Below are 14,751 nucleotides of genomic sequence, written 5' to 3' on the forward strand. Positions count from 1 at the left end.
ACGTACATGATGGACCAGGCGAGGGTAATCGGGAAGTGAAAGTTGCTCACAGGACCATGAAATCCCTGTATTATGGGTCATTCATTACGCGCACTGCGCAACATTCTGTTAAAGGAGCCCTGCATGGAAATGCTCGAAGAGCACCGCTGTTTCGAAGGCTGGCAGCAACGCTGGCGGCACGACTCCACCGCGCTGAACTGCACCATGACCTTCAGCATCTTTTTGCCGCCGACGCACGATACCGCCCCGCCACCGGTGCTTTACTGGCTGTCGGGACTGACCTGCAACGACGAGAACTTCACTACCAAAGCCGGGGCACAGCGTATTGCCGCCGAGCTGGGGATTGTGCTGGTAATGCCGGATACCAGCCCGCGCGGCGATAACGTTGCCGATGATGACGGCTACGATCTGGGCAAAGGCGCAGGCTTCTATCTGAATGCCACCCGTGAACCCTGGGCCGCGCACTACCGGATGTACGACTACCTGACCGACGAACTGCCGGCGCTGATTCGTGAGCGCTTTAACGTCAGCGATCGCTGCGCCATCACGGGCCACTCGATGGGCGGCCACGGCGCGCTGACTCTGGCGCTGAAAAATCCGGGCCGCTACACCAGCGTCTCAGCCTTTGCACCCATCGTTAACCCGGCGGAAGTGCCCTGGGGACAGAAAGCGTTCAGCCACTATCTCGGGGAGAATAAGGCCGACTGGCTGGCCTGGGACAGCTGCGCATTAATGATGGCAAGCGACGTGAAGGATGCGATCCCGACGCTTATCGATCAGGGTGATAACGATCAGTTCCTCGCCGATCAGCTCCAGCCAGCCCGTCTGGCAGAAGCGGCGCGGCAGAAAGCCTGGCCGATGACGCTGCGTATCCAGCCTGGCTACGATCACAGCTACTACTTTATCGCCACCTTTATCGAAGACCACCTGCGATTCCACGCCGCCCATTTACGCGGCTAAAAAAAAGCCGCGACCTTCTGGCCGCGGCTCTCTTGTTCGTTAAGGCCGACTTTCGTCGGCCTTTTTAGTTATTTGCCTTCCGGCAGCGCATACGCAATCACGTAATCACCGCGATCCGGCGACTGACGGCCGCCACCGGCGGAGATCAGGATGTACTGCTTGCCGGTTTTCGGTGACACATAGCTGATTGGACCGCCCTGACTGCCCACCGGCAGACGTGCTTTCCACACCTCTTTCCCGGTTGCGGAGTCAAACGCACGCAGGTAGTAGTCCTGCGTACCGGCGATAAACACCAGGCCACCCTGGGTCGCCAGCGTGCCGCCCAGCGTCGGCATACCGACCGGCATCTGTGCACGCATCTTGATCCCGAACGGACCGGTGTCCTGCACGGTACCGACCGGTACCTGCCAGACAATCTGACGGGTTTTCATATCGATGGCGGACAGGCTGCCGAACGGCGGCGCCTGGCACGGAATGCCCAGCGGCGACATAAAGCGGTTTTTGTTCACCGCATACGGCGTGCCTTTCAGCGGTACCGCGCCCATACCGGTGTTGACCGCTTCGCCGCCGTTGCTGGCCTCCGCTTTTTTGGTATCAGCCGGGATCATCTGCACCCACAGGCCCAGACGCATATCGTTGACGAACAGATAGCGATTGTTCGGGTCAACGGACATACCGCCCCAGTTCAGACCGCCCAGAGAGCCAGGGAAGCTCAGGGAGAGATCGGTACCCGGTACGGTAAACAGGCCGTCGTAGCGCATGGATTTAAAGCTAATGCGGCACATCAGCTGGTCGAACGGCGTCGCGCCCCACATGTCCGATTCGGTCAGGGTCTGGTTGCCAATCTGCGGCATCCCGACGGAACGCGGCTGGGTGCGGGTGTACTGCTCGTTCGGGATATTACCCAGCGGAATTTCCTGCTCTTCCACTTTGGTCAGCGGCTTACCGGTCATCCGGTCGAGCACAAAGATCATCCCGGTTTTGCCGCCGATCACGACCGCCGGTTTACTGGTGCCATCTTCCATCGGGAAGTCCACCAGGCTTGGCTGCATCGGCAGGTCAAAGTCCCACAGATCGTTATGCACGGTCTGATAGACCCACTTCTCTTTACCGGTCGTCGCATCCAGCGCCAGCACCGACGCGCCGTATTTATGATCGAGCGGGGTACGGTCCGCGCCCCACAGGTCCACCGAGGAGCTGCCCATCGGGATAAACACGGTGTTCATCGCCGGATCGTAAGACATCGGTGCCCAGGAGTTCGGCGTGCTGCGGGCAAAGTTTTTACCCGGCATCAGGACCGCGTTAGGATCGGCATTACCCGGATCGAAGGCCCAGCGCATTGCGCCGGTAATCACGTCAAAACCGCGCAGCACGCCGCCTGGCATATCGGTCTGGACGTTATCCGCCACGCGACCGCCCACCACAATGGTGGTCCCGGCAAGCGTCGGGGCAGAAGTCAGCTGATACTGCGGGTCGGGTGAATCGCCCAGTCCCGCTTTCAGATCGACCACGCCGTGATCGCCGAAGCCTTCGCAGAACTGGCCGTTATCGGCATCGATGGCAATCAGGCGCGCATCGATGGTGTTCATCAGGATACGACGCTGGCAGCTCTCGCCCACCTGCAGCGCAGGCAGCACCGGCGTAGAGCCTGGCTGCGTCGGCTGGGTCAGCGGCTTCGTGGCATCAAAGTACGCCAGTCCGCGGCAGCGGTTCCAGACTTCCGCCTGGGCATTGATCTCGCGTTTCCAGATCTCTTTCCCGCTGTCGGCTTCCACCGCAATCACGTTGTTATGCGGCGTACAGAGATAGAGGGTATTGCCTACCTGCAGCGGGGTTTGCTGATCTTCAGCACCGTTGCCGGTCGGGCTTTCCGGCGTATCACCGGTATGGAAAGTCCAGGCGACCTGCAGATCCTTCACGTTATCGCGGGTGATCTGCGACAGCGCGACAAAGCGGCTGCCTTCCGGCGTATTACCGTAGTTATCCCAGTTTTTTTGCTCTTCGCCTGCTTTTACCGGCACCAGCGGCAGCGTTTCGCCTTTAAAGGCCACGCTCGGATGCGGCTGGAACATCTGTACCAGCGTCACCACCATCCCGACGGCCAGCACGGCAGCAAAGCCGTAAGACGGTGCGGCCAGCGCCGTTTTGCCTTCACGCTTGCGCAGCGCGGGCCAGGTGATCAGCACCAGCAGCGCCAGTCCGGTCGGCACCATCAGGCGAGAGACCAGCGGCCAGAATTCGGTGCCCACGTCGGCCAGCGCCCAGATCAGGGTGCCGACAAACACCAGCAGGAACAGCACCACCGCAGACGACTTTTTGCGGAAGAACTGGATTGCCGACAGAAGCATGACAATACCGGCAATCAGAAAGTAAGCGCTGCCGCCCAGCGAAAGCAGCTTACCGCCGCCAATCGCAAAGAACAGGCCGACGGCTAACAGCACCAGCCCAAGCAGCACACACCAGATCCCCAACCCTTTTGTCGGGCGGGACGTTGTTTCAGCCATAGAAGAACCCCTCCGGAAAATACAAAGCGCCCGTCCGTCCAGCCACCTGCAAGGCAGGCGCTATCGACGGCGGTCAATGCGCTGAAAATTGTTTTTTTGTAAAGCAAGGTGCGACGGGCACGCATCGGTGCGACAGAGACGACTACCGGATGGCAGCCGTTATTGACGGCGGTCCGCTGCCTGACGGCAGGGAAATTGTAACATTCACGCTACGTTCAAGTGAACAACGAAACGGCAAAGATACATCTAAACAGCATTTTTGCTACAAAACCAGATAAACATACCGGCCACTTACGTGGCCGGTATCGGCTATCAGAAGCGGTAATCCAGCGCCATAAAGTAGCGACGGCCGTCTTCGTTATAGCTGTAGGTGTCCCGGCTCAGATCTTTGTCACCCAGGTTCAGTACGCCGGCGCGAACTTTCACGTTCTTCGTCGCCTGCCAGGCTCCGCCGAGGTTCCAGATCATATAGCCGCCGGGCGTCGCAGAGGCGCTGGTGGTCGCACGTTTCTGCCCGGTGTAGTTACCGGTGAGATAGAAGGACCAGTCGTCCAGCGGCTGCCAGTCCAGGGTACCGTTCGCCGTGTGGAACGGACGATCCGACAGCGGCGCGTTGCCCCCGTTGCTCAGATCCCGCGCATCGGTGTAGGTATAGTTGAGGCTGACTTTCCACTGTTCGTTAAACGGAATTTTCAGCTCCGTCTCCAGCCCCTGGATACGGGCTTTATTAACGTTGTAGTAGCTGAAGACCGGAATATTGCGTCCGTTGGAAGGGTTGGTCCAGAAACCGACGAAGTTGGCATAGTTCGGCGCATCGGTCAGCGAGGCGGTACGGTTGTTGCCAATCATATCCTCGATATTGTTCTGGAAGACGGTGGCACTGGCCTGCACGCCGTCTAGAATGCCCTCTTCACCCGCATAGTAGACGCCCAGCTCAAAGCTTTCACTGGTTTCCGGCTTCAGGTCTTCAGTCCCCACCAGGCGGCAGCTGCCGCGACAGGAGTTGGTGGCCCAGTCCGGATTTAGCTGAAGCAAAGACGGCGCTTTAAAGGCGGTTGCCCAGCCCCCTTTCAGGGTTACGGTATCGGTCGCGCTATAGACCAGATACGCACGCGGGCTCCAGTGATCGCCGTAAGTTTCGTGGTCATCCATACGGATCCCGGCGGTCAGGGCCAGCGGCTCGAAGATACGCCATTCATCTTCAAGGAACAGCGCATACTGATTGGCCGAGGTTTTGCTGCTGTCGCCGCCGGTCAGGTTAACCGGGTCCGTCAGCTCTTCGCGACGCCATTCGCCGCCAATCGTCACCAGCTGATTAATCTCGCCCAGCGGCAGGACATATTTACCGTCCACCGCATTATTACGTGAGGTGATATTGCTGCTGCCGGGATTGCGGTTATCCACTTTCTCGCCGTAGAAGCGCAGTTCGCTATTACCCGTACCCCAGCGGCCATTATGGCTAAGGGAGTAGTTATGGCGTTCAAGGCGGTTACGATCCAGCGAATCGGAGCTACGGTCCTGACGATCGAAGCCGTAACCGAGGCTGAAATCATGATCCTCTGTCGGGGTCCATGCCAGCTCAACGTTGCCGTCCCGGCTGGTGAATCCTTCAATACGCGGCGTCTGTCCCGTGGTGCTTGTTGTGGAAGACTGCTGGCTGTCTTTATCGCGTTTACTGACGCTGCCGTAGGCTTTCATGCCCAGCACGCCGTCAACCAGCGGGCCGCTGGTAAAGAACTGGCCGCTGTTGGTATCACCGCGATCCCGGTGTTCCTGAATGGTGGTGTCCAGACTCAGCGAGCCGGTCCACTCTTTGCCCACTTTGCGGGTGATGATGTTCACCACGCCTCCCAGCGCGTCGGAGCCGTAGAGGGAGGACATCGGCCCGCGCACCACTTCGATACGCTCGATGGCTTCAACCGGGATCCAGTTAAGATCGAAATCGTTATGACGGAAGACCGCTGCGCGGGAGCTGACGCGCTTGCCGTCGATCAGGATCAGCGTATAAGAGCTGTCGAGACCGCGTAGGCTGACACCTTTACGGTTATCCCCTTCGCTGGTCAGCTGTACGCCCGGTACATCGCGCAGCACGTCCTTCAGGTTCTGCACCGGCTTGCGCTGCAGCTCTTCCTGGGTAATCACGCTAATACTGGCGGGGGCATCTTTGAGGTTTTGTTCGGTGGCAGAGGCGGTGACAACCATAGTCTCGCCGTTATCGGCGGCGATAACCGGCACCGCCAGCGTCAATGCGGACGCAAAAAGGCCGCCCCGCATCAGAGGGTTTAACGTAAACATTCCTTATCTCCATGAGCTAGAAAAAATAACAAAAAAATCAAACCGGTATTGCTCACACGGGTATTTATTTCGTCGGCGACGTTGGCTGACGAGAATTATCGTTGGCAGATGTCGTGACGTAGGCGTGCGGGCCGCTTGCCGGGTCCATCATCCTTTTGATTTCGTGCGTAACGATAATGCAAACAATAACAATTATCAATTCAATTGTTATCAGGTATGACAAGAAGGAATGGCGTAACGCGAAGAGATAAAAAAGCCCCCGCACCGGAAGGTACGGGGGCCTGTCATCGTATTCGGGCAGGAACTTACTTTTTAGAATGACCCGGGAACTGCATTTCGCTGTAGCGCACGAAGCGGCTGCCTTTGCTCAGCTTGTAGCCGAACCAGATAATCAGGAATAGCGGGATACCGATATAGGTCGCCATTACGCCGCCCCAGTCAATGGTATCGGCCAGGAAGGCTTCGTAGTTCTGGCCCAGGGTGATCATCAGGCACAGCACAAAGGCGAAGATCGGTCCCAGCGGGAAGAACCCTGAACGGTAAGGCAGCGCGTTCAGATCGTGTCCCTGCAACACAAAACCGCGACGGAAGCGGTAGTGGCTGATAGCAATACCGAGCCAGGCGATAAAGCCGGTCATACCGGAGGTGTTCAGCAGCCACAGGTAGACAGTCTGGTTACCGAACATAGAGGTCAGGAAGCAGAGACCGGCAACAACCGTGGTCGCATACAGCGCGTTACGCGGCACGCCGCCCTTAGACAGACGGGCGAAGATACGCGGGGCTTTACCGTCGCAGGCCAGGGTGTAGAGCATACGGGTAGACGCATACATCCCGGAGTTACCCGCCGACAGTACCGCCGTCAGGATCACCGCATTCATGACCGCCGCCGCAGACAGCAGACCGGCGTGCTGGAAGACCAGGGTAAACGGACTGACGCTGATATCTTTCACGTCGTTGCGCAGCAGGCTCGGGTCGGTGTAGGGAATGATCAGGCTGATAATCAGGATCGCGAACACATAGAACAGCAGGATACGCCAGAATACCTGACGCACCGCGCGCGGGATATTCTTCGCCGGATCTTCGGATTCACCGGCTGCGATACCAATCAGTTCGGTGCCCTGGAAGGAGAAACCGACGATCATCGCCACGCCAATCATCGCCGCAAAGCCACCGGCAAACGGCGCATCGCCCGTCGTCCAGTTGCTCCAGCCCACCGGCTGTGCGCCTTTAAAGATGCCGATAATCATCAGCACGCCGACCACGATAAAGATAATTACCGTGGCGACTTTAATTAATGAGAACCAGTATTCTGCTTCACCGAAGCCTTTTACGGAGATCCAGTTCAGCAGCACGATGGCGGCAAGGAACAGGGCGCTCCAGATCCAGCCCGGCGTATCCGGGAACCACCAGCTCATCACCAGCTGTGCAGCCACAAGGTCAACGGCGATAGTCACCGCCCAGTTGTACCAGTAGTTCCAGCCCAGCGCGAAGCCGAAGCCCTCTTCAACATAATTCTGGCCATAGGTGGCAAAGGAGCCGGACACCGGCATATAGGCCGCCAGCTCGCCGAGGCTGGTCATCAGGAAGTAAACCATCAGACCGATGATCATATAGGATAAAAGCGCGCCGCCCGGGCCCGCCTGAGAGATTGTCGCCCCTGATGCAACAAATAAGCCTGTACCGATGGAACCGCCGATCGCAATCATCGTCAGGTGACGCGCCTTAAGTTCGCGACGGAGCGCGGGCGCTTGTGTGGTTTTAGTTTCGGAAACCATGTGAAAATGCTGTCCATCCAAAAAATGAGGCGCGATTGTAGCAGACCATAAGGCAAGCTTCTGGCACATTCCACGGGTTATAAGACACCTTCATGATCGGCGACGGATTATTAGCAAAGCAGTATCTTTCGCCTGCCGGACAGGCGAAAGTCTTAGCGGCCGCAGTAGTCGAAAAACCGGCTCAGAGCCTGGGAGATATGCTTCTGGCGGTGGTGGATACGCCATAAAGTACGGGTTAAACGCGGCAGCGGAATGGTCACTTCCACCAGGCTGCCGGTGTCCAGCTGCTCGGCAATCACCCGCCGGGACAGACAGCTGATCCCCAGCCCGTGACGCACCGCATGTTTGATCGCCTCGGAATTACCCAGCTCCATGCCCAGATGGAACTGCGGCAGATGAGAGAGCAGTAGATAGTCCACCAGCTCACGCGTGCCGGAGCCGCGCTCTCGCAGGATCCAGGGCGCGGCGGCCAGGCTATGTAACGTCACTTCACTTTTCAGCAGCGGGCTGTCGGGTGCGGCAAAGACCACCAGCTCATCCTCAAGCCAGGGCTCGGCAACAATATCCGCGCTGTGGCACGGGCCTTCAATCAGACCGATATCCACGCGGAAATCGGCCACCGCATTGATCACATCCTGGCTGTTACCCACGCTCAGCTCCAGCGGCAGATCCGGGAAGTCGCGGCGATAGCGGGCAATCACCTCCGGCATAATGTAGTTGCCGATGGTGCTACTGGCGTAGACCCGGATCGCGCCGTTCTCTTCGCGGAAAAGCTGCTCGATTTCCGTCGCCTGCTCAAGTACGCCCAGCGCCCGCGGATAGAGCAGCCGCCCGTGTTCGTTGACCACCAGCCGTTTACCGACCCGGTCAAACAGCTGCACGCCGAGCTGCCCTTCCAGGTCCGTCAGCGCCGCGCTGACCGCCGACTGGGAGAGCGCCAGCCGCTGGGATGCCTGGGTGGTGGAGCCGCTTTTCAGCACTTCAGCAAAGACTTCAAGTTGTCGCAGGGTGATATGCATAGGGAGGTCCGCAGCGCGTGGCATTAACCACTTATTCAGATTGATTATAAATATATAATCAATTTTATTTTTAAGCCAGCCCGCCGTAACCTTTTATCCAGAGAAAGGAGAAGGTGATGACAGCATTAACACTACACCCACAACATAACGTATTACGCCACTACGCGCCGGGTCTTATCCTGAGCCTGCTGGTCGCCGGTATTGCCCTGTGGGCCGGAAACAACCCCGCCATTTCCGCCGCCGGGTTCAGCGCCCTGACGCTGGCCATTCTGCTGGGAATGGTGTTGGGCAATACGCTGTATCCGCGAATAGACGAGCACTGCAGCGGCGGGGTGATCTTTGCAAAGCAGCATCTGCTGCGCCTCGGCATTATCCTTTACGGCTTTCGCCTGACGTTTTCGCAAATTGCTGAAGTCGGCGTCAGCGGGCTGGTTATCGATGCCTTAACGCTTATCAGCACCTTTGCGCTGGCCTGTTTTGTCGGAAAAAAACTCTTCGGGCTGGACAGAGAAACCTGCTGGCTAATTGGCGCCGGGAGCAGTATCTGTGGCGCGGCGGCGGTACTGGCCAGTGAGCCGGTGATCAAAGCCCGCGCCGATAAGGTGACGGTCGCCGTTGCCACGGTGGTGATTTTTGGCACCCTGGCGATTTTCCTCTACCCTGCCCTCTGGCCGCTGCTGTCGCGCTGGTTCAGCCCGGAGGCCTACGGCATCTATATGGGATCGACGATGCACGAAGTCGCCCAGGTGGTCGCCGCAGGACACGCGGTCGGTCCGGAAACCGAAAGCGCGGCGGTGATTGCCAAAATGCTGCGGGTCATGATGCTGGCTCCCTTCCTGATTTTCCTTAGCGCCAGGATCAAGGCCACCAGCACCACGACACAGGGCGGCAAAATCACCATTCCGTGGTTCGCGGTACTGTTTATTCTGGTGGCGATCTTCAACTCGTTTTCCCTGCTGCCAGCAGGGCTGGTCCACCTGCTGGTGACCCTGGATACGCTGCTGCTGGCGATGGCGATGGCGGCGCTGGGACTGACCACCCACGTCAGCGCCCTGAAAAAAGCCGGGGTTAAGCCCCTGCTGATGGCGCTGATGCTCTTTGTCTGGCTGATCGTCGGCGGCGGTGCGATTAATCTGCTGGTTCAGGCGGTGATGGCATAAACCACTACATACTCCCCGGTAAGACCCGCTATGATGACAGGCTGTTCCCCCTGGCGGGTTTAACCAGGAGTTTGAAAATGAAATATACCGGAGCGCACGTTAGCGCCTCCGGCGGTGTTGCCAACGCCGCCATCCGCGCCGCTGAAATCGGCGCAACGGCCTTTGCCCTGTTTACCAAAAATCAGCGTCAGTGGCGTGCAGCCCCGCTGACGAATGACACCATCGACGAGTTTAAAGCCGCCTGTGAGAAGTACAACTTTAAACCCGGACAGATCCTGCCCCACGACAGCTATCTGATTAACCTCGGCCACCCGGTGGAAGAGGCGCTGGAGAAGTCCCGCGAGGCCTTTATCGATGAGCTGCAGCGCTGCGAACAGCTGGGGCTGACGCTGCTGAATTTCCATCCCGGTAGCCATCTGCAGCAGATCGATGAAGACGCCTGCCTGGCGCGGATCGCCGAGTCGATTAATATCGCCCTGGACCAGACCAAAGGGGTGACGGCGGTCATTGAGAATACCGCCGGTCAGGGCAGCAACCTCGGCTTTAAGTTCGAGCATCTGGCGGCGATTATCGACGGCGTGGAAGATAAATCCCGCGTTGGCGTCTGTATCGATACCTGCCATGCTTTCGCCGCCGGGTACGACCTGCGCAGTGCGGAAGAGTGTGCAAAGACCTTCGCGGAATTTGAGCGGATCGTCGGCTTTAAGTATCTGCGCGGTATGCACCTGAACGATGCGAAAAGTGCCTTTGGCAGCCGGGTTGACCGTCACCATAGCCTGGGAGAAGGCAATATCGGCCACGACGCGTTTCGCTGGATTATGCAGGACAGCCGCTTCGACGGTATTCCGCTGATCCTGGAAACCGTTAACCCGGATATCTGGGCGGAAGAGATTGCCTGGCTCAACGCGCAGCAAACGGCTTCTGCCGTCGTCTGACGTCGAGTGAAAAAAAGGGCCGATAGCGTTTCGCTATCGGCCCTTTTTATTTGTGTCGCGAATTACGCCGCTTTAGCAACCGCAGCCGCTTCAGGACGTTTCAGCACGGCGTAGGAGAGACCGGCCACCAGCGTACCGGCGACAATCGCCAGCAGGTAACCGAGCACCGGCGTGATTGCGCCAGGGATCAGCAGCACGAACAGACCACCGTGCGGTGCCATCAGCTTCGCGCCAATCATCATGGAGATCGCCCCGGTCACCGCGCCACCAACGATACAGCACGGCAGAACGCGCATCGGATCGCGGGCAGCAAACGGAATCGCCCCTTCAGAGATAAAGCACAGACCCAGAACCAGAGCGGCTTTGCCCCCTTCCTGCTGACCTTTATCAAATTTGTTGCGTACCACCAGCGTCGCCAGGCCCATGGCCAGCGGCGGCACCATACCGGCAGCCATAATGGCAGCCATTGGTGCGTAGGTCTGGGTACTCAGCAGGCCAACGCCGAATGCGTAAGCCGCTTTGTTTACCGGACCACCCATATCGGTACACATCATACCGCCGAGGATTGCACCCAGCAGGACCGCGTTAGCGGTGCCCATGGTCTGCAGCCAGTGGGTCAGGCCTTCCAGGATGCCGGCAACCGGTTTACCGATCAGGTAGATCATCGCCAGACCCACAATCAGGCTGGAGAAGAGCGGAATGATCAGAATCGGCTTCAGCGCTTCCATACTCGTCGGCAGCTTCACTTTCTGGCTAATCGCTTTCGCCACGTAGCCCGCAAGGAAACCAGCGATGATCCCGCCAATAAAGCCGGAACCGGTGCTCACGGCGAGCATACCGCCGATCAGACCCGGCGTGAGGCCAGGACGGTCAGCAATGGAGAAGGCAATATAACCGGCCAGGACCGGCACCATCAGGGCGAAGGCAGAACCGCCCCCGATCTGCATCAGCGCAGCGGCAAGGGTATCCGGCGTTTTAAAGGCTTCGATACCGAAAGCAAACGAGAGCGCAATACACAGACCACCGGCCACGACCATCGGCAGCATGTAGGATACGCCGGTCAGCAGGTGACGGTAGGCACCGGCACTCTCTTTCTTATCGCTGGCGGTGGAGGCCGCCTGACCCGAAGGCTGATAAGGTTTGGCTTCCGCCTGCGCCTTGTCGAGCTCCTGAGCCGTTTTCTTCAGCGCCAGACCGGTGGTGGTGCGGTACATCGGCTTACCGGCAAACTTCGCCAAGTCCACTTCGATATCCGCCGCCACGATCACCAGATCGGCTTCTGCCACCTCTTCCGGGGTGATGGCATTGCCCGCACCCACGGAGCCACGGGTTTCCACTTTCACCCACCAGCCGCGTTTTTTCGCTTCGGTTTCGATCGCTTCCGCCGCCATAAAGGTGTGCGCCACGCCGGTCGGACAGGCGGTAATCGCCACGACGCGTTTCACGCCACCGCTTGCTGCCGGTGCCGCAGCAGCCGAAGCCACGTAAGCGCTGGCATTGTTTTTAGCTTCACTCAGAAACAGTTCCGGGTGGGCCACCGCACGGTTGATGTCGCCCAGGAAAACCTGTTTGCCATTCAGCGCGCTATCAGCAGGTACAGCAGAGCCCAGGACGATAGCCAGTTCGGCTTCGTTCGGGTTTTCAGTCAATTCGAGCTGCGCTTTTTGCGCAGCTGCACCGAGTAGGGTCTTCGCCATCCAGGCGCGGGCCTGCCCGAGTCCAGCATCAATAATCAGCAGCGTTTTCATTATGTCTCTCCTGCCGTTAATTAAAGGGTTGTAAGTCAACGCGCGCCATCATCGCGGCTAACTGGGTACGGTCGGTAATGCCAACGTTACTCTGACTGACCGCAAGCGCAGCAACGGCGGTAGCCAGGCGTAAGGTATGTTCACTGGATTCACGCATCAGCAGGCCGTAAATCAGTCCACCCACCATGGAATCCCCGGCACCGACGGTGCTGACGACCTCCACTGATGGCGGTTTGGCGATCCATTCACCGGAAGCGTTTACCCACAGTGCGCCTTCGGCACCCAGCGAGATCACCACATGAGCAATTCCCTGTTCACGCAGCGCATGCGCCGCTTCAATCACGTCCTTCATAGCAGGCAATTTACGGCCCGCCCAGATTTCCAGTTCACGACGGTTTGGTTTCACCAGCCACGGCGCCGCTTTCAGACCGGCAACCAGCGCTTCGCGGCTGCTGTCGAAAATAATGCACGGGCACTGGCTGCGCAGGCGCGTCATCCAGTCGGTGAAAGCCTCAGGGCTGACGCCGGACGGCAGACTGCCGCTGACGCAGACCATATCGAACTGTCCCAGCCAGCTCAGGGAGTCGTTAACAAAACGTTCCCAGTCGGCCGGGGTCACTTCGAAGCCGGAGAAGTTAAAGTCGGTGACTTCACCGTCTTTTTCCGTCAGCTTAACGTTGATGCGGGTACGGCCCTGCACCACCTGAAAACGGTTCGCAATGCCCAGTTCGCTGAACAGCTGCTGAAAGCCATCCTGGTTGTCTTTACCGAGGAAACCGCCCACGGTCACGTCGATGCCAAGATCCTTCAGAACCTTAGCCACGTTAATCCCTTTCCCCGCCGCGTGCAGACCGGTGGTGCGCACCAGGTTTACTTCGCCACGTTCAACTTCCGGGGTAAAACCGACCAGGTCATAGGCCGGGTTCAGCGTAATGGTTGCGACGCGACGGCTCATGCTGCACCCTCCCCAAGACCGGAAGAGATGGCTTCGCCAATGGCAATCAGCGCCTGTTCAGCATCATCACCCTGAGCGGTAAAGCGCAGACGATGGCCTTTCTTCACGCCCAGCGCGACAACCTTCATCAGGCTGCGGCCGTTGGCCGGTTTGCCGGTACCGTCGAGGTTAGTCACGGTGATTTCGCTGGTGAACTGCTTAATGGTATTGACCAGCATGGTGCCCGGACGGGCGTGCAGGCCGTGCTCGTTACGGATCACAAACTCGGCGGTCAGCAGATCGTCAGCCAGCGCATCGTCGCTGGTCAGCAGCGCCAGCAGCGTGGCGGCGTCGGCGTTCAGCAGACGGTCAGCCTTATTGTTCAGCAGCAGGTCGCTCAGGCGCTTCAGCACCGCTACCGGCTGGGCGTCGGTCTGGGCGACGGTCACCAGCAGCGCGGCGCGCTCGCCGTTCACCTCAAACGCCTGTGCGGCACGGCTCACGGCGACGGCGCTGCGCAGGTTGCCTTCGGCGCTGTCGTTCAGCCAGATGCCCTGGCCGAGGTTCATCGGCTGTTCGCTGACGGTGCGTGCAACAAAGGTCGCATCCACCGCGCCCGCTTCTTTCAGACGACCGGCGTTCAGCGCCTGCAGGGTCACCAGATCGCCGGTCACCACGTCCAGGGTCAGCGTATCGTTGTCCAGTTTCAGGCTGCTGCTCTGTTTTTCACCCATCAGCAGGGCGCGCAGCTCTTCCGCGGTCGTCGCCGCTTTCAGCTGTTCAGCCACGCTGTCGTCGCTCAGCACATGGGTCAGCTGACGCAGCAGGCCAAGGTGCTCATCGGAGCTGGCGGCAATACCAATCGCCACCCACGCAACCTGACCCTCACCCCACTCCACGCCCTGCGGGAACTGGTAAACCTGGACGCCGGTTTTCAGCACCTGGTCACGGGTATCGGTGGTGCCGTGCGGAATGGCAATACCGTTGCCAAGGAAAGTCGATGTCTGCTGCTCGCGAGCCAGCATGCCCTCAACATAACCACCGGATACGTTGCCCGCCTGCACCAGCGCGGCGGCAATCTGCCGAATGGCCTCTTCTTTATTCCCCGCCTGCTGGCCGGGATGGATATCCTGAACAGATAACTGGAACATGGTTCCTCTCTCCTGCTTTATTGAATCGTTTCAGCCATTTGGGGTGGAAATGCGTCCCCCCGATCCGGACTGAGTTAAGAAACAACGCTGAAACGTTTCAAGGAGTTTCAGCATTTGCCTGCTATCCTGCAAGAAAAGTCATCATTCGCATATTGAAATTTTGAGGTACTGCACATTTTCTCCTTCTGAGGGGTCAAAATGCTGAACGGGCGCGCCGTGACGTAAGCAAAATTTCAGCAACGTCAGCCCTCGCTCTCTTTCAGCCCGTAT

At 58.6% G+C, this 14,751-nt stretch carries 10 protein-coding genes; 3 read left to right on the top strand and 7 right to left on the bottom strand.

The genetic code is table 11. The features are described from left to right. Nucleotides 1–123: 123 nt before the first annotated feature. Complete coding sequence (gene fghA / locus EDF81_RS06520; protein ID WP_123347273.1) at nucleotides 124–960, top strand: S-formylglutathione hydrolase; 837 nt, start codon at nucleotides 124–126, stop codon at nucleotides 958–960. A 68-nt stretch (nucleotides 961–1,028) separates the two neighbouring features. On the opposite strand, the gene EDF81_RS06525 is transcribed toward fghA, so the two are convergent. From EDF81_RS06525 to yieE, 4 genes are all read right to left on the bottom strand, one after another. Further along, nucleotides 1,029–3,464 (bottom strand): glucose/quinate/shikimate family membrane-bound PQQ-dependent dehydrogenase, encoded by a 2,436-nt coding sequence (locus EDF81_RS06525; protein ID WP_123347274.1) that lies wholly within the window; start codon nucleotides 3,462–3,464, stop codon nucleotides 1,029–1,031. Nucleotides 3,465–3,776: 312 nt separating this feature from the next. Continuing rightward, nucleotides 3,777–5,759, bottom strand: coding sequence for a catecholate siderophore receptor CirA (gene cirA / locus EDF81_RS06530; protein WP_123347275.1), 1,983 nt, complete (start codon nucleotides 5,757–5,759; stop codon nucleotides 3,777–3,779). Nucleotides 5,760–6,064: 305 nt separating this feature from the next. After that, nucleotides 6,065–7,534 (bottom strand): amino acid permease, encoded by a 1,470-nt coding sequence (locus EDF81_RS06540; RefSeq protein ID WP_123347276.1) that lies wholly within the window; start codon nucleotides 7,532–7,534, stop codon nucleotides 6,065–6,067. Nucleotides 7,535–7,686: 152 nt separating this feature from the next. Continuing rightward, a complete protein-coding gene (gene yieE, locus EDF81_RS06545; RefSeq protein WP_123347277.1) occupies nucleotides 7,687–8,553 on the bottom strand; it encodes a DNA-binding transcriptional regulator YeiE in 867 nt (288 codons plus the stop codon). 116 nt (nucleotides 8,554–8,669) lie between these two features. Here yieE and EDF81_RS06550 point away from each other — a divergent pair, with 116 nt between their 5' ends. Further along, nucleotides 8,670–9,713: a YeiH family putative sulfate export transporter gene (locus EDF81_RS06550; RefSeq protein WP_123347278.1), complete on the top strand. Its 1,044-nt coding sequence runs from the start codon at nucleotides 8,670–8,672 to the stop codon at nucleotides 9,711–9,713. A 77-nt stretch (nucleotides 9,714–9,790) separates the two neighbouring features. Then, nucleotides 9,791–10,648: a deoxyribonuclease IV gene (gene nfo / locus EDF81_RS06555; protein WP_123347279.1), complete on the top strand. Its 858-nt coding sequence runs from the start codon at nucleotides 9,791–9,793 to the stop codon at nucleotides 10,646–10,648. Nucleotides 10,649–10,710: 62 nt separating this feature from the next. Here the strand turns inward: nfo and fruA are convergent, their stop codons facing one another. From fruA to fruB, 3 genes are read right to left on the bottom strand one after another with little or no spacing between them, the layout of a single operon-like run. Beyond that, nucleotides 10,711–12,396: a PTS fructose transporter subunit IIBC gene (gene fruA / locus EDF81_RS06560; protein WP_123347280.1), complete on the bottom strand. Its 1,686-nt coding sequence runs from the start codon at nucleotides 12,394–12,396 to the stop codon at nucleotides 10,711–10,713. Nucleotides 12,397–12,412: 16 nt separating this feature from the next. After that, nucleotides 12,413–13,351 carry a 1-phosphofructokinase gene (gene fruK / locus EDF81_RS06565; RefSeq protein ID WP_123347281.1) on the bottom strand — a complete coding sequence of 313 codons (939 nt, stop codon included), beginning with the start codon at nucleotides 13,349–13,351 and terminating at the stop codon, nucleotides 12,413–12,415. Continuing rightward, on the bottom strand, nucleotides 13,348–14,481 hold the full coding sequence (fruB, locus tag EDF81_RS06570) for a fused PTS fructose transporter subunit IIA/HPr protein (RefSeq protein ID WP_123347282.1): 1,134 nt from the start codon (nucleotides 14,479–14,481) through the stop codon (nucleotides 13,348–13,350). The genes fruK and fruB overlap by 4 nt, the downstream gene beginning before the upstream one ends. Nucleotides 14,482–14,751 lie beyond the last annotated feature (270 nt).

The organism is Enterobacter sp. BIGb0383 (assembly GCF_003751845.1).
Lineage (GTDB): Bacteria > Pseudomonadota > Gammaproteobacteria > Enterobacterales > Enterobacteriaceae > BIGb0383.